Below are 22,441 nucleotides of genomic sequence, written 5' to 3' on the forward strand. Positions count from 1 at the left end.
GCTCCTAATTCTTTTATGGTCGTGCTGTTTATGGCGCGGAGTATTAGATACGCTTGACATCGTGTAAAACAAAACATTTAAATCTTAACGACAAAAATAATTGGAGATAGGTGTGGATACTGAATTACTGAAAACCTTTTTGGAGGTCAGTAGAACTCGCCACTTTGGTCGCGCAGCAGAATCTTTGTACTTAACACAGTCGGCGGTGAGTTTTCGTATTCGCCAATTGGAAAATCAATTAGGTGCAAATTTATTCACGCGCCACCGCAATAATATTCGTCTGACTCCGGCAGGTGAACGATTAGTTCCCTATGCCGAAACACTGATGAGTACTTGGCAATTGGCTAAAAAAGAGGTTGCTCACTCGCCGCAACATACCGAGTTATCCATCGGTGCCACCGCCTCACTCTGGGAAGCTTATCTTACCCCATGGTTGCAACAGCTATACAATCAGCGAGGCTCATTGCACCTTGAAGCGCGTATTGCTCTACGGCAATCGTTGGTAAAACAATTACACGAACGGCAATTGGATTTGTTGATGACGACCGAACCACCGAAGATGGATGAGTTAGCGAGTCAATTATTAGGGCATTTTTCATTGCGACTTTTTTCGGCAACACCCGTTGATTTACTACAAGATACTGACACCCAAAATGAGCATGAAAATGCAAATGAGGCGCCTTATATAAAACTTGAATGGGGGGCTGATTTCCATCAGCAAGAGAGTCGGATACTCGACAGTGAGCAGATACCGGTATTGATAACCACCTCGGCTCATCTCACTCGGCAACTATTAGAAACGACCAGTGGTTGTGCATTCTTGCCTGAACATTGGCAAAAAGAATATCCTCAGCTCATTGCTAACGCTGATATCCCCGTCATTGTGCGGCCACTGTATGCCGTTTGGTTGCAAAACAGTGATCAACAACCATTGATTCGACAGCTATTAAAAACCCCTATAAATAACGCAACACAAAGCACTACACAGGATTAAGCGGCGGTGACTGAGGACGTGCTCGGCGGTTTAAATAAAACGCGCTCATCAACTTCTGAATCGCAATAAAGCTAAATAGCAAAATGCCGATGACAATCTTGGTCCACCATGAACTGAGTGTGCCGTCAAAGGTGATATAGCTCTGTATCAAGCCCTGAATGAGTACGCCAAACAGAGTCCCAAAGACAGTTCCGACGCCGCCAGTGAGTAATGTTCCACCGATAACAACAGCCGCAATCGCATCTAACTCAACACCGCTGGCTGCCAATGCATACCCTGCAGAGGTATAGAGCGAGAATACAATGCCTGATAAGGCAGCGAGAGTACTCGATAACATATAGATTTTGATGGTGGTTTTTCTAACTGGAACTCCCATCAACGCAGCGGAAACACTGTTACCCCCAATCGCATAGACGTTATGGCCAAAACGTGTTCGGTGAGCCAGCAGAACGCCAAATACCACCACCATTAACATGATGAAGGCCAGTAAGGTGAATCGCCCTCCACCTGGGATCTTCCAAGCAAAATTCGCTAATGTACCGTAAAGCGGGTGGTCAATAGGAATAGACTCTTCGGATACGATAAAACTCATGCCCCGCACGAAGAACATCCCAGCTAAGGTGATAATAAACGCAGGGAGTTTTAGGTAATCAATAATCCAACCCATCAATCCCCCAAACATCGCTCCCATAAACAACACAATCACAAAGGCATATGCGGGATGAATGCCATATGTGCCGATCAATTTCGCCAGCAATACACCTGTGAACGCAATCACTGAGCCGACAGATAAATCGATACCGCCGGATAAAATAACGAAAGTCATCCCTACCGCGACAATCCCCAGAAAGGCATTATCAGTGAGTAAATCGCACCAGACTCGGGTGGATGAAAAACTGGGGAATTGGCTAAGACAAAATGCATATCCCAGAATAAAAACGGCGATAGTAATCAGCAAAGGAATATTGCGCTTTAACATTATTTTCGCCTCCGGAAGATATGGCTAAATGAGATCATCGGTGACTGCACCACCAAGACGGCTAATACCACGATAGCTTTAAGGACGAGGTTAAATTCGGGTTGATAACCTGAGAGTAAAATCCCAGTGTTCATCCCCTGAATAATCAAAGCGCCAATCACCGAGAGCAGAAGGTTAAAACGCCCCCCCATTAAAGATGCACCACCAATAACAACCGCCAGAATCGCGTCTAACTCCAGCCATAAACCTGCATTATTGGCATCTGCACCACGAATATCGGCGGTCACAATAATTCCGGCGACTGCGGCGCAGATACCACAAATCACATACACCGCAATGAGCACCAACCGAGTACTGACTCCCGCATTACGCGCTGAACGAAGGTTAATGCCGACAGACTCAATAAATAGCCCCAGTGCTGTTTTGCGGGTCAATAGCCACACAATAATCAGCATGCTAAACGCGATAACCACGGACATTGGCAAGTACATCAAGGTACTACTGCCTAATTCAGCCAGACCACCGCTATCAAATGTGACAATTTGTCCTTCTGTAATGAGCTGGGCAATCCCCCGCCCTGCCACCATGAGCATCAACGTGGCAACAATCGGTTGGATTTGAAACACCGCCACTAAGAACCCGTTCCATAACCCACATAACGCGCCAACAGCGATGGCAGCGGCCAACACGGTTGGTAATGGTTGCCCTGCGCTCGTCAATGTCGCCGCTGTCGCGCCTGCGATTGCCATTACCGCGCCAACAGATAAATCAATACCGCCTGTCGCGATAACTAATGTCATCCCCAATGCCAGTAAAGCGACTGGTGCACCTCGGTTTAAGATATCAATAATGCTGCCGAACAGCCGTCCATCCTGAATATGGATCGAGAAAAAGTGCGGGGCAACCAAACTATCGATTAATAAAATAACCGCCAGAGCACCAAACTGAGTGGCACCTTTCGGTAAGACCCATTTAACTTTACGCGGTCGTTGCGGCATCGATAGGCTCCTATTCACCATGAGGTACTCCTTATTACACCGCAATCGCCTGCATAATCGCAGGGACAGAAATCTCACCATGTTCGAGTTGTGCAATATGTCGACGGTCACGTAGGACAATGACGCGATCGGCATAACCCGCCAATTCTTCTAATTCAGATGAGATGATTAACAGTGCCAACCCTTCGTCACAGAGTTTCTCTATCAACCGAATAATTTCAGCGTGTGCCCCCACATCAATTCCACGTGTTGGCTCATCTAAAATTAAGAATCGTGGTTTTGTGGCTAGCCAGCGGGCTAGTAACACTTTTTGCTGGTTTCCACCGGAGAGATACTGAATTTGCTGCTCGGGGCTGGGTGTACGAATACCAAGTTGCTGGATAAATTCCTCAGCGATTTGAGTTTGCTCACGCATTGAAAGGGGCCGTAGCCAGCCGCGTTGAGCCTGTAAGGCCAAAATAATATTTTCTCGTACTGTTGCCGCACCGACAATGCCGTCCGTCTTGCGATCTTCGGGGCAATAGCCAAATCCGAATTTTGATGCCTTGCGCGGTGTTCTGATTTTGACGGGTTTACCCTGTATTTTGGCTTCGCCAGTATCAGGTGTGGTGACACCAAAAATGAGCTGTGCTGTCTCAGTGCGTCCAGAGCCTAATAACCCTGCTAGCCCAACGATTTCACCGGGCGAAACAGATAAATCAAAACTCTCTACTACACCACGACGACCATAATTTTTAAACTCAACCAATGGATTGCCGGCCGCAATATTATGTTCGCCCCGTTTCAGTAATTGCTCATCGAAGCTATGGCCCAACATCATCTGGACCAATTCAATACGAGGGAGTTCTGGCGTTGTTTTCGTGCCAACGAGCTTACCATTGCGAAAAACAGTTATGCGATCACTGATCCGATAGACCTGATCGAGGAAATGGGTCACGAATATCATGCCAATACCTTGATCGCGTAATTGGCGTAAAATATCCAGTAACATGCTGACTTCTTTGGCATCTAGACTGGCCGTTGGCTCATCCAGAATCAGGACTTTTGCTGATAGGTCAACCGCTCGGGCAATCGCGACAATTTGCTGTATCGCAATAGAGAAATTCGCTAGTGGCTGCTGTACATCCAACGTTAAGCCATAGCCTGTCAGCAGCTTCGCCGCCTGCTCATTCATCGTCCGATGATCAATGAATCCCCAACGCAAAGGTTCGCGACCAATAAAAAGATTGGCTGCAACCGATATGTTAGGCAGTAAATTTACCTCTTGGTATACCGTACCAATCCCCATTCTCTGAGCATCAGCGGTATCAACGGGGCAAATGGCTTTGCCATCCAAATAAACTTCACCGGCGCTGCGTTTATAGACCCCAGTTAATGCTTTGATTAACGTTGATTTCCCGGCCCCATTCTCCCCTAACAACGCAACCACTTCACCACGACGCAGAGAAAAGTCAACAGAATCCAATGCCTTAACACCTGGAAATTCAACTGACAAACCACGGACTTCTAGCAGTGTTTCCATCAGATGTACCCACGTTCAAAAACGACTCAGATATTGCCTAAATACAGGTGACGAAAGGAGGCGGGGCAAGCCCCGCCATTTGAATCAATAACCTAGGCTTTTCTTAGACTCATATTCCTGTTTGGCTGTATCTGGCAGTAACAGGCGGGACTCTGTTTGGATAAATTTAGGTGGCTGAGTACCGTCTTTCTTCAGCGCAATTAATGCATCGAAAGCAGGGCCTGCCATATTTGGTGTTAACTCAACTGTCGCGTTTGCTTCACCGCTACTCATTGCCTTGAAGATATCAGGAACACCGTCGATAGAGACGATTTTGATTTCTGAACCTGGTTTCAGGCCGGCCTCTTTAATGGCTTGAATGGCACCAATCGCCATATCATCGTTATGTGCATACACGGCGCAAATATTTTTGCCGTTTTGCTCAGCCTTAATGAAGCTCTCCATGACTTCTTTGCCTTTACTACGGGTGAAGTCACCTGATTGAGAGCGGATAATTTTCACGTTAGGAGCTGAGGCTATTCCATCAGCAAAACCCTTCTTACGGTTAATCGCCACGCTAGAACCCACTGTGCCTTGCAGTTCAACGACATTACAAGGCTTACCTGCCACGTCTTTCAGAAGCCACTCGCCTGCGACTTTGCCTTCATAGACGCTGTCTGAGGCAACCGCTGCGGTATATAACGAAGGATCATTCACTTCGATCATACGGTCGAGCAAGAATACGGGGATTTTAGCTTCTTTTGCTTCCTGTAAAACTGGTGTCCAGCCTGTTGCAACCACAGGTGCGATAAAAATGGCATCAACGCCTTGAGCGATAAACGATCTCACTGCTTTTATTTGGTTTTCTTGTTTTTGTTGAGCATCCGCGATTTTTAATGTTATCCCGCGTTTTTCCGCCTCTTGCTTAGAAACTTTTGTTTCCGCCGAGCGCCAACCCGATTCTGAACCAATTTGAGAGAAGCCCACGACTAACGGAGCCGCCTGAACTGCACTACACATTGCTGCTGTTACAGCTGCTGCTAACAGTAAACGCCTGTACATATTTATCTCCTCACTTGCCATCGTCGGGCCGTTGATTCACTACTATTCCAAAGAACAGTTAAGATAATCATTCAGGTCATTAACAGCCCTGAACTTCGGCCAATTTGCAGATAATGTCGGTCGAAAAACACATTATGTTTTTTAAGGTGAGCTTCCTGATAGCTGAAATGTTAATTAGTTTTAGTACATTTTGTAAAAGTAATAATGAGCAGTGTCACACCACAGAATAACAATCATTTTGTACATAAATTCAGCTAAATAGGTATGCATTGGGAACGTTACCTTTTAGCTTTGTTTGAATTTTTAAAATGAAACACAGTAAATAAGGATATCTGTTCAGGCATGGGATACTTGTTCAAGTCACCGAGTCAATGCGGAGATAAACCCAAAATAGAGGAGTAGAAATCATTACAGCAAGGAGGTGGGGGATTAAACACGCTCAGAATGTAGCTAACAGCACAAACTGATACTGCACAGAAATAAAAGCGGATATGGCACAGATTTTTTAAACATAAAAAAACCCTTCGCTTTCACGAAGGGTTATTTATTTATCTGGCAGGGGCGGAGAGACTCGAACTCCCAACACCCGGTTTTGGAGACCGGTGCTCTACCAATTGAACTACGCCCCTAAATAGGGTGGCGGAACGGACGGGGCTCGAACCCGCGACCCCCTGCGTGACAGGCAGGTATTCTAACCAACTGAACTACCGCTCCACCGATTCTGTTACGTGTATCTTCCTGATACTTACCCTTTACAGGGCCAGCGCTCCTCGCTGTGCAAAACCGTCTCTGACGATTTTGTCAGTTACCAGATGTCACTCTGATAACTCGTGTTTGATGCCTGGCAGTGTCCTACTCTCGCATGGGGAGACCCCACACTACCATCGGCGCTACGGCGTTTCACTTCTGAGTTCGGCATGGGATCAGGTGGGACCACCGCGCTATGGCCGCCAGGCAAATTCTGTCTCAATCAACCCACTACACGTCTCTTCGCGCAGCCAGTCAACCCAATCTCGGAACTTCGCTGAAAATCTCTCAATACCACCAAAACACCTTTGGTGTTGTAAGGTTAAGCCTCACGGATCATTAGTACTGGTTAGCTCAATGCATCGCTGCACTTACACACCCAGCCTATCAACGTCATCGTCTTTAACGTTCCTTCAGGGGGCTTAAAGCCCCAGGGAAGACTCATCTCGAGGCAAGTTTCCCGCTTAGATGCTTTCAGCGGTTATCTCTTCCGAATTTAGCTACCGGGCAATGCCATTGGCATGACAACCCGAACACCAGTGATTCGTCCACTCCGGTCCTCTCGTACTAGGAGCAGCCCCTCTCAATCTTCCAACGCCCACGGCAGATAGGGACCGAACTGTCTCACGACGTTCTAAACCCAGCTCGCGTACCACTTTAAATGGCGAACAGCCATACCCTTGGGACCTACTTCAGCCCCAGGATGTGATGAGCCGACATCGAGGTGCCAAACACCGCCGTCGATATGAACTCTTGGGCGGTATCAGCCTGTTATCCCCGGAGTACCTTTTATCCGTTGAGCGATGGCCCTTCCATTCAGAACCACCGGATCACTAAGACCTACTTTCGTACCTGCTCGAGCCGTCACTCTCGCAGTCAAGCTAGCTTATGCCTTTGCACTAACCTCACGATGTCCGACCGTGATTAGCTAACCTTCGTGCTCCTCCGTTACTCTTTGGGAGGAGACCGCCCCAGTCAAACTACCCACCAGACACTGTCCTCACCCCAGATTATGGGGCCGAGTTAGAACATCAAACATTAAAGGGTGGTATTTCAAGGTTGGCTCCATGCAGACTGGCGTCCACACTTCGATGCCTCCCACCTATCCTACACATCAAGGCTCAATGTTCAGTGTCAAGCTATAGTAAAGGTTCACGGGGTCTTTCCGTCTTGCCGCGGGTACACTGCATCTTCACAGCGAGTTCAATTTCACTGAGTCTCGGGTGGAGACAGCCTGGCCATCATTACGCCATTCGTGCAGGTCGGAACTTACCCGACAAGGAATTTCGCTACCTTAGGACCGTTATAGTTACGGCCGCCGTTTACTGGGGCTTCGATCAAGAGCTTCGCCTTGCGGCTGACCCCATCAATTAACCTTCCAGCACCGGGCAGGCGTCACACCGTATACGTCCACTTTCGTGTTTGCACAGTGCTGTGTTTTTATTAAACAGTTGCAGCCAGCTGGTATCTGCGACTGGCTTCAGCTCCGAGAGCAAGTCTCTTCACCTAGCGCCAGCGTGCCTTCTCCCGAAGTTACGGCACCATTTTGCCTAGTTCCTTCACCCGAGTTCTCTCAAGCGCCTGAGTATTCTCTACCTGACCACCTGTGTCGGTTTGGGGTACGATTTCGTGTTACCTGATGCTTAGAGGCTTTTCCTGGAAGCATGGCATCAACTACTTCTGCACCGTAGTGCATCGTCATCACACCTCAGCGTTGATAAGCAACCGGATTTACCAAGTCACTCCGCCTACATGCTTAAACCGGGACAACCGTCGCCCGGCTAGCCTAGCCTTCTCCGTCCCCCCTTCGCAGTAACACCAAGTACAGGAATATTAACCTGTTTCCCATCGACTACGCTTTTCAGCCTCGCCTTAGGGGTCGACTCACCCTGCCCCGATTAACGTTGGACAGGAACCCTTGGTCTTCCGGCGTGCGGGTTTTTCACCCGCATTATCGTTACTTATGTCAGCATTCGCACTTCTGATACCTCCAGCAGCCCTCACAGACCACCTTCAACGGCTTACAGAACGCTCCCCTACCCAACAACGCCTAAGCGTCGCTGCCGCAGCTTCGGTGCATGGTTTAGCCCCGTTACATCTTCCGCGCAGGCCGACTCGACCAGTGAGCTATTACGCTTTCTTTAAATGATGGCTGCTTCTAAGCCAACATCCTGGCTGTCTATGCCTTCCCACATCGTTTCCCACTTAACCATGACTTTGGGACCTTAGCTGGCGGTCTGGGTTGTTTCCCTCTTCACGACGGACGTTAGCACCCGCCGTGTGTCTCCCGTGATAACATTCTTCGGTATTCGGAGTTTGCATCGGTTTGGTAAGCCGGGATGGCCCCCTAGCCGAAACAGTGCTCTACCCCCGAAGATGAGTTCACGAGGCGCTACCTAAATAGCTTTCGGGGAGAACCAGCTATCTCCCGGTTTGATTGGCCTTTCACCCCCAGCCACAAGTCATCCGCTAATTTTTCAACATTAGTCGGTTCGGTCCTCCAGTTAGTGTTACCCAACCTTCAACCTGCCCATGGCTAGATCACCGGGTTTCGGGTCTATACCTTGCAACTAGACGCCCAGTTAAGACTCGGTTTCCCTACGGCTCCCCTATTCGGTTAACCTTGCTACAAAATATAAGTCGCTGACCCATTATACAAAAGGTACGCAGTCACACCACGAAGGTGCTCCCACTGCTTGTACGTACACGGTTTCAGGTTCTATTTCACTCCCCTCGCCGGGGTTCTTTTCGCCTTTCCCTCACGGTACTGGTTCACTATCGGTCAGTCAGGAGTATTTAGCCTTGGAGGATGGTCCCCCCATATTCAGACAGGATGTCACGTGTCCCGCCCTACTCATCGAGTTCACAAGCAGTGTGTTTTGGTGTACGGGACTATCACCCTGTACCGTGCGACTTTCCAGACGCTTCCACTAACACACCACTTGATTCAGACTCTGGGCTCCTCCCCGTTCGCTCGCCGCTACTGGGGGAATCTCGGTTGATTTCTTTTCCTCGGGGTACTTAGATGTTTCAGTTCCCCCGGTTCGCCTCGTTAGACTATGTATTCATCTAACGATAGTGCAACGAATTGCACTGGGTTTCCCCATTCGGGTATCGTCGGTTATTACGCTTCATATCAGCTTACCGACGCTTTTCGCAGATTAGCACGCCCTTCATCGCCTCTGACTGCCTAGGCATCCACCGTGTACGCTTAGTCGCTTAACCTCACAACCCAAAGATGTTTTATCGTGAAGATAAAGACCTTCATGCTGTGATTATTGAGAGACTCTCATACAGGTTACTGATTATCCCGATACTTCTACGGTGAGATAACGTTCAGCTGTATGGTTTCAATTTTCAGCTTGTTCCAGATTGTTAAAGAGCAATATTTCACAACACACTGAGGCCTTGCGACCGCAGTACGTTTTGAAATAGTTTTTTATATGGTGGAGCTAAGCGGGATCGAACCGCTGACCTCCTGCGTGCAAGGCAGGCGCTCTCCCAGCTGAGCTATAGCCCCATATAAAAAGCAAATCACCTTATTGCTGCAACTCAACAGGGAATGGTGAGTTGGTGGGTCTGAGTGGACTTGAACCACCGACCTCACCCTTATCAGGGGTGCGCTCTAACCACCTGAGCTACAGACCCAACAAGGTACTAAAGCCCGACTAATTTCTCAGTCCGGCCTTATTTGCTCGTTACTTTCTATCAGACAATCTGTGTGGACACTACGCAATGCGTATCGTGAGGTAAGGAGGTGATCCAACCGCAGGTTCCCCTACGGTTACCTTGTTACGACTTCACCCCAGTCATGAATCACAAAGTGGTAAGCGCCCTCCCGAAGGTTAAGCTACCTACTTCTTTTGCAACCCACTCCCATGGTGTGACGGGCGGTGTGTACAAGGCCCGGGAACGTATTCACCGTAGCATTCTGATCTACGATTACTAGCGATTCCGACTTCATGGAGTCGAGTTGCAGACTCCAATCCGGACTACGACAGACTTTATGTGGTCCGCTTGCTCTCGCGAGTTCGCTTCACTTTGTATCTGCCATTGTAGCACGTGTGTAGCCCTACTCGTAAGGGCCATGATGACTTGACGTCATCCCCACCTTCCTCCGGTTTGTCACCGGCAGTCTCCCTTGAGTTCCCACCATTACGTGCTGGCAACAAAGGATAAGGGTTGCGCTCGTTGCGGGACTTAACCCAACATTTCACAACACGAGCTGACGACAGCCATGCAGCACCTGTCTCACAGTTCCCGAAGGCACCGAAGCATCTCTGCTAAGTTCTGTGGATGTCAAGAGTAGGTAAGGTTCTTCGCGTTGCATCGAATTAAACCACATGCTCCACCGCTTGTGCGGGCCCCCGTCAATTCATTTGAGTTTTAACCTTGCGGCCGTACTCCCCAGGCGGTCGACTTAACGCGTTAGCTCCGGAAGCCACGCCTCAAGGGCACAACCTCCAAGTCGACATCGTTTACAGCGTGGACTACCAGGGTATCTAATCCTGTTTGCTCCCCACGCTTTCGCACCTGAGCGTCAGTCTTTGTCCAGGGGGCCGCCTTCGCCACCGGTATTCCTCCAGATCTCTACGCATTTCACCGCTACACCTGGAATTCTACCCCCCTCTACAAGACTCTAGCTTGCCAGTTTCAAATGCAGTTCCCACGTTAAGCGCGGGGATTTCACATCTGACTTAACAAACCGCCTGCGTGCGCTTTACGCCCAGTAATTCCGATTAACGCTTGCACCCTCCGTATTACCGCGGCTGCTGGCACGGAGTTAGCCGGTGCTTCTTCTGCGAGTAACGTCAATCACTGCGGTTATTAACCACAATGCCTTCCTCCTCGCTGAAAGTGCTTTACAACCCGAAGGCCTTCTTCACACACGCGGCATGGCTGCATCAGGCTTGCGCCCATTGTGCAATATTCCCCACTGCTGCCTCCCGTAGGAGTCTGGACCGTGTCTCAGTTCCAGTGTGGCTGGTCATCCTCTCAGACCAGCTAGGGATCGTCGCCTAGGTGAGCCATTACCTCACCTACTAGCTAATCCCATCTGGGTTCATCCGATGGCGTGAGGCCCGAAGGTCCCCCACTTTGCTCTTTCGAGGTCATGCGGTATTAGCTACCGTTTCCAGTAGTTATCCCCCTCCATCAGGCAGATCCCCAGACATTACTCACCCGTCCGCCGCTCGCCGGCAAAGTAGCAAGCTACTTTCCGCTGCCGCTCGACTTGCATGTGTTAGGCCTGCCGCCAGCGTTCAATCTGAGCCATGATCAAACTCTTCAATTTAAGATTTGTTTGATTTGCTACCGAAGTAGCGATGCTCAAAGATTACTTTCTGCAAATATGCATTCGAACCGAGGTTCAAATGTTTACTGCTTTGGTCACTCTTCAAGACTTTGATATTGCTTCTGCCTGTCGAAACAGGCTTCGATATCGTCTTGCGAGTGCCCACACAGATTGTCTGATAAATTGTTAAAGAGCGTTCGTTACCTGTTAACCTTGCGGTTAATCTGACGGTAACGCGGGAGGCAGATAATACGCTTTCCCGCTGAAGAGTCAAGGTTTTATTTGCTTTCTTTCGAACTCAAACTGATTCTTTTCTCTTCCTAACCCGGCGAAGTCTATTTCGTTGTTCCCAGTCAGTGGAGGCGCATTATAGGGAGTTCCTGACAGGCTGCAACCCCTAATTTCAAAAAACTTTTCAACCGCTGTTTCTTTAGTCAAAACGCCGTTAAATTGGCAGTTTTTGCAGCGTTGGGAAGCCATAACCCTGCAAAACGGGCAATAAAGCGTCAGTATCCGTATTCAACGCCATACAATACGCAATGTTTTCATCCTGTGAAGAAGCCACATTTTCCTGAGAAGAGATCAACCAAGCGGTACGCCGAGCGATTGCGGCACCGGAATCAACCATCCGAGTACCTTCTGGCAGCACTTGCGCTAACTCTTCCGCTAATAAAGGGAAATGGGTACATCCCAATACAATGGTGTCTGGCGGTTCACGCATCGCCAACCATGGATGAAGGATTTTCTTTAATGCTTCCGCAGGTACCACACCACCATGCAGTTTGGTTTCTGCCAGCTCCACCAGCTCAGATGACCCTAATAGCTCGATTTTGCAGTCTGTCGCAAAACGTGAAATGAGATCTAAGGTGTAAGAAGCATGAACGGTGCCACGCGTCGCCAATAAACCGACGATACCATTACGGGTGAGCCGCACGGCAGGTTTGATAGCAGGAACCACGCCAACGACTGGGAATGCGAAGCGCTCGCGTAAAGCAGGAAGGGAGACGGTGCTGGCAGTGTTACAAGCAATGACCACAATCGCCAGAGGGTGACGCTGTTGTACTGCGGTGACAATCTCTAATACGCGTTCAACGATGAACTCACCGGATTTCTCCCCATAAGGGAAAGCAACGTTATCGAAAGCATATATATAGTGGAGATCCGGCAATAGCTGCCGAATCTCTTGATAGACAGAGAGCCCGCCAACACCTGAGTCAAAAATCAGTGCCGTCGGGCGAAGAGCGGTATTAGCCTTAGAAGTTGTAGCTTCCTGTGAGGTAATACTCTCGTCCAGCAGTTCTATAGCCATAAGCCGTTTCATATTCTTTATCAAACAGGTTAGCAATTCTACCACGAACTGTTAGATGAGAAGTAACGGGATACGATGCAGAAACGTCTACTGTGCTATAACTCGGCAATTCACGCTGCGTTGTGCTGTACGCAGAGGTGTTATTGTCATAGCGTTTGCCGAAGTACTGATAAGAAACGTCCATGTCTAAGTTGAACATGGTCCAATCTAACTGATACTTGGCCTGATGCTTAGAACGACGGGCTAACACTTCGTTATTTTCATCGTTGCGCGGATCAATATATTGCAATGTGACCTGATGAGTGAAGATACCGGTATCAAGATTTCCGGTCCATTCCACACCTTTTATGGTCGCAGAGTTAACATTGTAATATTGCCCAATGTAGGTCAACGGGTCAGAGTAGTAATCGATCAGATTTTCAATTTTGTTGTGATAAGCCGATAAGCGCCAGTCAACCGGCCCCGTCACCCCTTCTAATCCCGCTTCCCATTGGCGAGACTCTTCCGGTTTAAGGTTACTGTTGGGTTCAATCCGTGGGCTGAAGCGCTGCGCGCCGTACTGTTGACCCAAGGATGGTGCCAAGAAGCCGGTACCGTAAGATAACGTCAAACGATAATCAGGAACGAATTCCCAGCCAGCGGCTGTTTGCCATGTCTCATGCCAACCAAACTGCTCATCTTTATCTGCACGGCCAGAGGCTTCAAGTGTGACGCTATCGAACTTCTGCTGCCCAGTCAGATATAAACCGGTGTTATCACGCTTGTAGGTATCAGAAATAGTAGTGTTGGATGAAGCCAAACGTTGCTGCTGCCAATCAAGCCCTGCGCTTAGCGTCGCATTTTCAAAGCTATAAGTGTTGCCCCATTGCAGATTACGCTGATCCATATCATCGAGCGTGGTGGCGACCCCATAGCGGCCTAATTGGCTGCTGTAATTGTAATCTTTATATTTTTGGTAACTCGCAATGAACTGAGAAGAGTAAGCGCCTGAAGCATAACGCAAGCCAGCATCATAAGTGTGGTTATACAAACGCTCTTTATCACCACTGTATTCTGGCAGATAAGGGGTACTGCCGACGTCGTAATCGGTGCTATTGGTGTAGCCATAACCTCGGACAAACCCAGAGAACTCTTGGTTGAACTGATGATCCAATCCTGCCCAGAAATTTTTATTACGAAAACCGTCTCGGTCACTGTCTACCGAATAATTAGAGTCTGGCTTGATATTAAAGCCATTGGTGGTTTGATACCCACCTGCAATCGTCGCTAATGTATCGCCAAAGCGGTGGCGCACGCTGCCATCATATTGCTGATAGCCTTTGGAACCGACACCTGCATTTATCTGCACGCCTTCTTTATCAGATTGCGTGATCACATTGATGACGCCACCAATCGCCCCCGAGCCATATACGGCAGAGCGCGGCCCACGAATATACTCAACTCGCTGTACCAAGGAGATGGGTATCTGATTAAAGCTAGCAGTGTTGACGATACCGGTACGTGCCAAGGGGATACCATCAACCAGCACCAAAACATGCCGTGCCTCAGTGCCGCGAATATAAACGGAAGAGCCTTGCCCCATCCCGCCAGTCTGAGCGATATCGACACCCGGTAAACGGCGCATCACTTCATTGAGGCTTTTGGCCTGCCAGCGATCAATATCATCTCGGGTCACTACATCAGTGGGTGCTAATACGGTGGAAACAGGCTGTTTGAAACGGCTGGCTGTCACCACCATTTCGTCATTATTACTCGTCGTGGTGTTGTTCTGCGCCCAGCCAGAAAATGCCGTCACAGAGAGGGCTGTGAACAGCGTATATTTTTTAATTATCATAAAGCATCCAAACTCAATTGGCGGATGCCGCAGAGCCATGGCCGGTAGTACGCGACGACCACGAATATTGCGACGTTATACCGGCAGGTCTTCGGGCTTGGGATCTCTAAAAAAAGAGCGGGCGATGACTTCCCGTCCTTGCGGACAGTGTCTGGTTGAAACCTATCGCCGTGACTTCCCCTTACCGCTGCGCGTCAGCTCCGGATTTACACCGGATTCCCTTTTAACTCTTAGGTGTTTAAGTACAGCATGAGGCCGGACCGCAATGTTACGATTAAGTAAAATGGATGTCTAGACTTCCATTATTCTCATGATGAATAAATAGAACAAAACTGGACATCAGGGCCACTTTCCCTACAATCCGCAGGAATAACACTCTTTATTATGCTCAAACGAGAAGAAACATGACTCACAACATCCTGCCGACTGACGGCTATGATCACCAATTGGCAGAGAAATCCGCCCGTCTTCAGGCAATGATGTTGCCGTTTCAGGCACCCGCTCCCGAGATATTCCGTTCGCCTGCTGAACATTACCGCATGCGGGCAGAGTTTCGCGTTTGGCACGATGAAGACGATTTGTACCACATCATGTTTGACCAACAGACCAAGCAGCGCATTCGGGTCGAGCAATTCCCTGTAGCCAGCTTGCTCATCAATCGTCTGATGAGCGCCTTGATGACGGCTATCAGAGCCGAACCTGTTTTGCGCCGTAAATTGTTCCAGATTGATTACTTATCTACCCTAAGCGGGAAACTGATCGCCTCTTTGCTGTATCACCGTCAGTTAGATGAAGAATGGCAACAAAAGGCATTGGCGTTACGTGATCAGCTTCGCGAACAAGGCTTTGACCTGCAGTTGATTGGGCGAGCATCGAAAACCAAAATCATGTTGGACCACGACTATATCGACGAAGTGTTGCCGGTCGCTGGCCGCGAGATGATCTATCGTCAGGTCGAAAATAGCTTCACGCAGCCAAATGCCGCGGTGAATATTCATATGTTGGAATGGGCGCTTGATGTCACTCAGCATGCCAGTGGGGATTTACTGGAGTTGTACTGCGGTAATGGCAACTTCTCGTTGGCACTGGCGCGTAATTTTGATCGGGTGCTGGCGACTGAGATAGCCAAACCCTCAGTAGCAGCGGCTCAGTATAATATCGCGGCTAATCACATTGATAACGTGCAGATAATCCGCATGTCCGCGGAAGAATTCACCCAAGCAATGCAAGGTGTTCGTGAGTTTAATCGCCTGAAGGGCATTGATTTGAGCGGCTATAACTGCGAAACCATTTTTGTCGATCCGCCGCGTAGTGGGTTGGATGATGAAACCGTCAAGTTGGTGCAAGCTTATCCGCGTATCCTGTATATTTCTTGCAACCCCGAGACACTGTGTGCCAACCTTGAACAGTTACAGCACACTCATAAAATCAGCCGCTTAGCACTGTTCGATCAGTTCCCCTATACCCATCATATGGAGTGCGGGGTCTTGCTAGAAAAGCGCGACTAGCTGCCGCTAAGCTATCTACACTGATGAATAGATGCCGTTGGACTCCCAACGGCACATTGACTCGTTACGCCTCATAGGCCATACGCGATTACTGCGGTGAATGGTTTTCCGTATTATCCGACCCGATTTCCGAGTCTGCCTGTGCCGATTTCCGTGCTTTTAGCCTGAACAAAATCCAAAATACCAAGGCCACACTAAGAATAGAGGGGAGAAAATTAGAGCCAATCGCCGGATGCTCGACCCGTACAATGGCGCTATACAATAAAATCCCCAATAGGAAGCAAGCCGAAACTAACAGTGGTAATCCTTGCGGCATCGCAAAATGGAGATAACGCTGATGTAAGCAATAAACCGCCAATATTAATGTAATTAGCGGAAAAATTGAAAAAGGCACAAACGCACTAAATAATGCATTGAATGAACCATTTATTGCCAACCCCGTCGTCAACGCCAGCAGTAGAGTGCCCATTTCGCGGCGAGGCTGTTTTTCAGGATAAGCGTGTTCTTCAGATGAAGAGTGCTTTTCAGAATTAGCGTGTTCCATCATTTTCCTTTTCTTATTAAGTACGGGGTACTGCGAGTTTCTCCTGCTCGCGACGATACCAATAATAAGCACCTTTGGAGATCATCCGCAGTTGTAAGACCAAGCGCTCTTCTAACTGTCGCCGTTGTTCAATATCCACGTCTAGCACTTCTGCACCCGCACTGAAGACTATTGTGACCATGGCCTCAGCTTGAGCTTCGGTGAAGCTACGCGGCATGTGGTTTTCCAGCTCCAGATAATCAGCCAACTCGGCGATAAAATGCTGAATTTCACGTGCAACCGCGGCACGGAAAGCGGCAGAGGTCCCTGAACGCTCCCGTAACAATAAGCGGAAGGCGTTAGGGTTATTGCCGATAAATTCCATAAATGTAGAAACTGACGTGCGGATAACACTGCCGCCTTTGGCAATCCGCTGACGTGCTTGTCGCATGAGCTGACGCAACATCAAGCCGCTTTCATCGACCATTGTGAGGCCCAGCTCGTCAACATCACGGAAATGCCGGTAAAAAGAAGTCGGCGCAATACCAGCTTCACGAGAAACTTCTCGCAAACTGAGGCTGGCAAAACTCCGCTCTGCACTGAGCTGACTGAACGCCGCTTCGATAAGGGAACGACGAGTCCGCTCTTTTTGTTGTGCTCTGACGCCCATAATCGTGCCCAAGGGATATCCAAATTCTCAATCTAAGACATATAGTCAGCAATATACCAAACTTTATAGTAACAACCGTTATACAAAAGCATCATCCCAATACGGAATTGCCGCTTTACAGTATCCATCACGGTGATTTACCTATTGCTGATTGGGTTATACTCTGGATGATGTTAATGTACCGTTGTAATTTTGTATAATAATAGGTCTCTCCTACATGCAACAGCACTTCCATTTTGATGCCATCGTTATTGGCTCGGGTCCTGGCGGTGAAGGTGCCGCTATGGGGTTGGTCAAGCAAGGCGCCCGGGTTGCCGTGATTGAACGGTACAATAATGTGGGCGGTGGATGTACCCATTGGGGCACTATCCCTTCCAAGGCTTTGCGCCACGCCGTTAGCCGTATTATCGAATTCAACCAAAACCCACTCTACAGCGACAATGCTCGAACCATCAGTTCATCTTTCGCTGATATTTTAAATCATGCAGACCGCGTGATTAACCAGCAAACCCGTATGCGCCAAGGCTTTTACGATCGCAATCATTGCCAGATGTTCTCCGGTGATGCCAGCTTTATAGATGCCAATACTATCAATGTCCGTTACGCCGATGGCACTAACGATACGCTGCGCGCTGATAACATTGTTATTGCGACCGGTTCACGGCCCTATCGCCCGGCAAACGTGGATTTTACCCACGAACGTATTTACGACAGTGATACCATTTTGCAGCTCAGCCATGAACCACAACACGTCATTATCTACGGTGCTGGGGTGATTGGCTGCGAATATGCGTCTATCTTCCGCGGCTTAAGCGTCAAAGTGGATTTGATTAATACCCGTGACCGCCTACTGGCTTTTCTTGATCAAGAAATGTCAGATGCTCTGTCTTACCACTTCTGGAATAACGGCGTGGTTATCCGCCACAACGAAGAATTTGAGCAGATCGAAGGAACGGTTGATGGGGTGATTGTTCATTTGAAATCAGGCAAAAAAGTGAAAGCCGATTGCTTGCTATACGCCAATGGCCGTACCGGTAATACCAGTGGATTAGGGCTGGAAAAAATTGGTTTGGAAGCAGATAGCCGTGGCTTGCTGAAGGTCAACAGCATGTACCAGACAGCGCTGCCTCATGTGTATGCCGTCGGTGATGTTATTGGTTACCCGAGCCTAGCCTCTGCGGCCTATGACCAAGGGCGCATTGCGGCGCAAGCGATGATCAAAGGCGAGGCGAATGTTCACTTGATAGAAGATATCCCGACGGGTATCTACACCATTCCCGAAATTAGCTCGGTAGGTAAAACCGAACAAGAATTGACGGCAATGAAAGTGCCTTACGAGGTCGGTCGCGCGCAGTTTAAACACTTAGCCCGCGCTCAAATTGTTGGGATGAATACTGGCAGCTTAAAAATTCTGTTCCATCGCGAAACTAAGCAGATACTTGGCATTCATTGCTTTGGTGAGCGCGCGGCTGAAATTATCCACATTGGGCAAGCTATCATGGAGCAAAAAGGCGAAGGTAATACGATTGAATATTTCGTTAATACTACCTTCAATTATCCAACAATGGCTGAAGCCTACCGCGTAGCGGCACTCAATGGCTTAAACCGCCTGTTCTAACGTTGGGTTCATGCGCGCTTGCATGTGCTCACGTATCGCCTCGGCAAGTTGCTCATAGCGGCCACGCAATGGGGAGCCGGGGCGGTATACCAAGGCAATCGTACGCTTGGGAACCGGCTTATAACATTCCAGATAACATACTCCGTCACGCTGCCTTTCATTTGGCACAGCCAGTGAAGGCAAGAGTGTGATACCGCTACCTGCTGCAACCATATTGCGCAAAGTTTCTAAACTGGTGGCACGGAAATGCGTGTCTTCATCTGCCCCTGCTTGGAAGCAAAAGCCCATCGCTTGATCGCGTAAACAGTGACCATCTTCCAGCATCAGCAACTTTTCACCCGCCAATTCATGCATTTGTACTCTGTCACGATCTGCCCATGGGTGATCGGCGTATATCGCCAATTGCATCGGTTCATCAAAGAGTGGGACTTCAATAAACGCCTCTGTTTCTTTGACTAGCGCAAGGATGGCACAGTCCAGCTTGCCACTGTCTAATTGAGCTAATAGGTTCTGGGTTTGTGCTTCATGCAGATACATTTCCAGTTTTGGGAATGTGTGATGCAGCGTTGGAATGATTTGCGGTAGTAAATAAGGCCCGACCGTTGGAATCAGTCCGATGTGCAAGGGTCCAGACATGCTCTCACCCTGTAAACTGGCCATTTCTTTCAACACTTTCACTTCACGCAGGACTGTTCTTGCCTGCTCCACCAGCAATAACCCAGCTTGAGTAAATAAGACTTTACGGCTGGTGCGCTCCAACAGCATGACACCTAATTCATCTTCCAATTTACGAATTTGGCCGCTTAAGGTGGGTTGACTGACATGACAAGAATCGGCAGCACGCCGGAAATGCCTGAATTCAGCCAGCGCCACCAAGTATTCTAGATCACGAATGTTCATCGCTGCTCCACTTTATGATAGCCCTTGACGATAGATAAGATAGCAACCAGTGATTAGAACTATCAAGCGATAAAATCAATAATGTTTCCCAACGAAGAAACACCCATAAAAATTTAAGCATTTAATTTTTTAATCAAGGAGTTGCAATGTTCGCTAGCCAAGAAGGTCAAAAAATCCCACTGGTGACTTTCCATACCCGTCAGGGCGACAAGTGGATTGATGTCACTACCGACGATTTATTTAGCAATAAAACCGTTATCGTATTTTCACTGCCCGGTGCTTTTACCCCGACCTGTTCTTCCAGCCATTTGCCACGCTATAACGAGCTGGCCGGTGTGTTTAAGCAACATGGCGTTGATAATATTTTGTGTGTTTCCGTCAACGACACCTTTGTGATGAATGCATGGAAGGCTGATCAACACGCTGAAAATATCACCTTTATTCCAGACGGCAATGGTGAATTCACCAAGAGCATGAACATGTTGGTTGAGAAGGCAGACCTTGGTTTCGGACCACGTTCTTGGCGTTACTCCATGCTGGTACGTAACGGTGTGGTTGAGAAAATGTTCGTTGAGCCGAATAAGCCAGGTGACCCGTTTGAAGTCTCTGATGCTGACACCATGCTGAAATATCTGGCACCTGATTTTAAAGTGCAGGAATCTGTTTCAGTGTTCACCAAACCGGGCTGCCCATTCTGCGCCAAAGCGAAGCAAATGCTGCAAGAGCGCGGGATCCAATACGAAGAGATCGTGCTGGGTAAAGACGCCACAACCGTCAGTCTACGAGCGGTGACCGGTCGTGGGACTGTTCCACAAGTATATATCGGCGGACGCCACATTGGCGGAAGTGATGATTTAGAGAATTATTTCTCTGCCTAATAACATCAATAAAAATGAAGATGAAATGAAGTATTTTGGTAGGCTTCGGCCTACCGTTTTTTTCTGTTTTCCAGTGAGGAGTAGACATGAAAACCTTAAACGTTGATGTTGCCGTTATCGGCGGTGGCACTGCTGGGCTCGGCGCTTATCGCGCTGCCAAACTATCGACCCCAAGCGTGGTGATGATTGAAGGTGGCGAGTACGGCACGACCTGTGCACGCGTCGGTTGCATGCCATCCAAACTGTTGATTGCGGCGGCTGATGCCGTGCATCACATTGAAACCGCTCCCGGATTCGGTATTCATCCGCAAGGTAACACCTTGATTAATGGCCGTGAAGTCATGGACCGCGTGAAGCGTGAACGTGACCGCTTTGTTGGATTCGTATTGGAAGGCGTCGATAACATTCCGGCTGCTGATAAAATTCAGGGATATGCTCGCTTTATTGATGACAATACCCTGCAAGTAGATGATCACACCCGTATTGTTGCACAGAGAATTGTCATCGCAACAGGTTCCAGACCCACTTGGCCTGCTGCTTGGAATGCGCTGGGTGATCGATTGATTGTGAATGATGACGTTTTTGACTGGGACGATTTACCTGAATCGGTCGCCGTTTTCGGCCCTGGCGTCATCGGGTTGGAACTGGGTCAAGCACTGCATCGGTTGGGCGTTCAGGTGAAAGTATTCGGTGTCGGCGGTGGCGTCGGCCCACTCACTGATAGCATTGTTCGCACTTACGCAGCAAAAACACTGGGTGAAGAATTCTACCTTGATCCGGATGTGACCGTCGAAGTCATGCAACGCGAAGGGGATAAAGTCTTTATTCGTTATCTCGATAAAAACGATAAGCCACAAGAGATTATGGTGGATTATGTTTTGGCAGCTACGGGTCGCCGCCCGAATGTCGATAAGCTGGGACTGGAAAATACCGCACTGGTTCTTGATGAACGCGGTGTGCCACCGGCCGACAAATTGACAATGCAAACCAGCGTGCCACATATTTTTATCGCCGGTGATGCCAGTAACCAATTACCGCTTCTGCATGAAGCTAGTGACCAAGCTCGTATCGCTGGCGTGAATGCCGGTGGTTTCCCTGAAGTGGTACCAGGTTTACGCCGTAGCCCAATTTCAGTGGTTTTCTCGGACCCGCAAATTGCCATGGTAGGTTCAACTTTCCGCGAATTGACGCAGAAATTCAGTGCGTGCGGTTGTTTTGAAATCGGTGAAGTCTCTTTCGAAAATCAGGGTCGTTCACGGGTAATGCTAAAGAACAAAGGTATTTTACGCGTTTATGGTGAGCAGGGGACGGGCCGTTTTTTAGGTGCTGAAATGATGGGGCCAAGTGCCGAGCACATAGCTCATCTGTTGGCTTGGGCGCATCAACAGCAAATGACTATCGACCAAATGCTGGATATGCCTTTTTACCATCCCGTGATTGAGGAAGGTTTGCGTACCGCATTACGTGATTTGCAGTCCAAGTTGAGGCTGGGCGCCGATGAAGCCGAACGTTGCTTACGTTGTCCTGGCGAATAATATTTCTGGCTAATCCATCTGAAGAAGGGGTGAGCCTAAATCGCTATCTTTGCGCACGGTTAGCCGTATGAATAAAACCTGTCGGGCTGGTA

The 22,441-nt window shown here is 48.7% G+C and carries 14 protein-coding genes, 4 tRNA genes, 3 rRNA genes and 1 riboswitch; of the genes, 5 read left to right on the top strand and 16 right to left on the bottom strand.

The features are described from left to right. Positions 1 to 112: 112 nt before the first annotated feature. On the top strand, positions 113 to 994 hold the full coding sequence (gene hdfR, locus DA391_RS22125) for an HTH-type transcriptional regulator HdfR (protein WP_108088209.1): 882 nt from the start codon (positions 113 to 115) through the stop codon (positions 992 to 994). Here the strand turns inward: hdfR and yjfF are convergent. The 13 genes from yjfF to btuB all read right to left on the bottom strand — a co-directional run bounded on the left by yjfF (position 981) and on the right by btuB (position 14,717). Beyond that, the gene (gene yjfF / locus DA391_RS22130) at positions 981 to 1,973 is read right to left on the bottom strand and encodes a galactofuranose ABC transporter, permease protein YjfF (RefSeq protein WP_108088210.1); all 993 of its coding nucleotides are present in this window, start codon (positions 1,971 to 1,973) and stop codon (positions 981 to 983) included. The genes hdfR and yjfF overlap by 14 nt on opposite strands. Further along, complete coding sequence (gene ytfT, locus DA391_RS22135) at positions 1,973 to 2,971, bottom strand: galactofuranose ABC transporter, ATP-binding protein YtfT (RefSeq protein ID WP_019213115.1); 999 nt, start codon at positions 2,969 to 2,971, stop codon at positions 1,973 to 1,975. Before ytfT ends, yjfF begins: the two co-directional genes overlap by 1 nt. A 34-nt stretch (positions 2,972 to 3,005) precedes the next feature. Then, complete coding sequence (gene ytfR, locus DA391_RS22140) at positions 3,006 to 4,493, bottom strand: galactofuranose ABC transporter, ATP-binding protein YtfR (protein WP_050083576.1); 1,488 nt, start codon at positions 4,491 to 4,493, stop codon at positions 3,006 to 3,008. Positions 4,494 to 4,577: 84 nt separating this feature from the next. Next, positions 4,578 to 5,534, bottom strand: coding sequence for a galactofuranose ABC transporter, galactofuranose-binding protein YtfQ (gene ytfQ, locus DA391_RS22145; protein ID WP_050874508.1), 957 nt, complete (start codon positions 5,532 to 5,534; stop codon positions 4,578 to 4,580). Positions 5,535 to 6,087: 553 nt separating this feature from the next. Continuing rightward, positions 6,088 to 6,163 (bottom strand) — tRNA-Trp (locus DA391_RS22150). Between the two features lie 8 nt (positions 6,164 to 6,171). Further along, a tRNA-Asp gene (locus tag DA391_RS22155) sits at positions 6,172 to 6,248 on the bottom strand. Between the two features lie 125 nt (positions 6,249 to 6,373). Next, positions 6,374 to 6,489, bottom strand: a 5S ribosomal RNA gene (rrf, locus tag DA391_RS22160). Positions 6,490 to 6,599: 110 nt separating this feature from the next. Then, a 23S ribosomal RNA gene (locus DA391_RS22165) occupies positions 6,600 to 9,506 on the bottom strand. Positions 9,507 to 9,725: 219 nt separating this feature from the next. Continuing rightward, positions 9,726 to 9,801: transfer RNA gene (locus DA391_RS22170), tRNA-Ala, on the bottom strand. A 51-nt stretch (positions 9,802 to 9,852) separates the two neighbouring features. Next, positions 9,853 to 9,929 (bottom strand) — tRNA-Ile (locus DA391_RS22175). Between the two features lie 102 nt (positions 9,930 to 10,031). Further along, positions 10,032 to 11,574 (bottom strand): 16S ribosomal RNA (locus tag DA391_RS22180). Together the 16S, 23S and 5S rRNA genes with 4 tRNA genes alongside form the textbook arrangement of a ribosomal RNA operon. Positions 11,575 to 12,019: 445 nt before the next feature. Further along, on the bottom strand, positions 12,020 to 12,883 hold the full coding sequence (murI, locus tag DA391_RS22190) for a glutamate racemase (protein WP_049608544.1): 864 nt from the start codon (positions 12,881 to 12,883) through the stop codon (positions 12,020 to 12,022). Continuing rightward, positions 12,828 to 14,717 (bottom strand): TonB-dependent vitamin B12 receptor BtuB, encoded by a 1,890-nt coding sequence (btuB, locus tag DA391_RS22195; protein WP_057651008.1) that lies wholly within the window; start codon positions 14,715 to 14,717, stop codon positions 12,828 to 12,830. The genes murI and btuB overlap by 56 nt, the downstream gene beginning before the upstream one ends. A 65-nt stretch (positions 14,718 to 14,782) precedes the next feature. Further along, positions 14,783 to 14,992, bottom strand: a riboswitch (cobalamin riboswitch). A gap of 129 nt (positions 14,993 to 15,121) precedes the next feature. Between btuB and trmA the strand changes: the two genes are divergently transcribed. Continuing rightward, positions 15,122 to 16,225 carry a tRNA (uridine(54)-C5)-methyltransferase TrmA gene (gene trmA, locus DA391_RS22200; protein WP_050082822.1) on the top strand — a complete coding sequence of 368 codons (1,104 nt, stop codon included), beginning with the start codon at positions 15,122 to 15,124 and terminating at the stop codon, positions 16,223 to 16,225. Between the two features lie 88 nt (positions 16,226 to 16,313). On the opposite strand, the gene DA391_RS22205 is transcribed toward trmA, so the two are convergent. Both DA391_RS22205 and fabR read right to left on the bottom strand, forming a co-directional pair. Further along, positions 16,314 to 16,772, bottom strand: coding sequence for a YijD family membrane protein (locus DA391_RS22205; RefSeq protein WP_072187278.1), 459 nt, complete (start codon positions 16,770 to 16,772; stop codon positions 16,314 to 16,316). Between the two features lie 13 nt (positions 16,773 to 16,785). Continuing rightward, the gene (gene fabR, locus DA391_RS22210; RefSeq protein ID WP_019212998.1) at positions 16,786 to 17,418 is read right to left on the bottom strand and encodes an HTH-type transcriptional repressor FabR; all 633 of its coding nucleotides are present in this window, start codon (positions 17,416 to 17,418) and stop codon (positions 16,786 to 16,788) included. 217 nt (positions 17,419 to 17,635) lie between these two features. On the opposite strand from fabR, the gene sthA reads away from it, so the two are divergent. Continuing rightward, the gene (gene sthA, locus DA391_RS22215) at positions 17,636 to 19,036 is read left to right on the top strand and encodes a Si-specific NAD(P)(+) transhydrogenase (RefSeq protein WP_019212999.1); all 1,401 of its coding nucleotides are present in this window, start codon (positions 17,636 to 17,638) and stop codon (positions 19,034 to 19,036) included. Here sthA and oxyR read toward each other — a convergent pair. Further along, positions 19,019 to 19,936: a DNA-binding transcriptional regulator OxyR gene (gene oxyR / locus DA391_RS22220; protein WP_019213000.1), complete on the bottom strand. Its 918-nt coding sequence runs from the start codon at positions 19,934 to 19,936 to the stop codon at positions 19,019 to 19,021. The two genes, sthA and oxyR, sit on opposite strands and share 18 nt — an antisense overlap. A gap of 146 nt (positions 19,937 to 20,082) precedes the next feature. Here oxyR and DA391_RS22225 point away from each other — a divergent pair, with 146 nt between their 5' ends. Then, the gene (locus DA391_RS22225; protein ID WP_019213001.1) at positions 20,083 to 20,814 is read left to right on the top strand and encodes a glutathione peroxidase; all 732 of its coding nucleotides are present in this window, start codon (positions 20,083 to 20,085) and stop codon (positions 20,812 to 20,814) included. 86 nt (positions 20,815 to 20,900) lie between these two features. Continuing rightward, entirely contained in the window at positions 20,901 to 22,349 is a 1,449-nt protein-coding gene (locus DA391_RS22230; RefSeq protein WP_050082815.1) for a dihydrolipoyl dehydrogenase, read from the top strand. The last annotated feature ends 92 nt before the right edge of the window (positions 22,350 to 22,441 follow it).

The organism is Yersinia massiliensis, from assembly GCF_003048255.1.
In the GTDB taxonomy this organism is placed as follows: Bacteria; Pseudomonadota; Gammaproteobacteria; order Enterobacterales; family Enterobacteriaceae; genus Yersinia; species Yersinia massiliensis_A.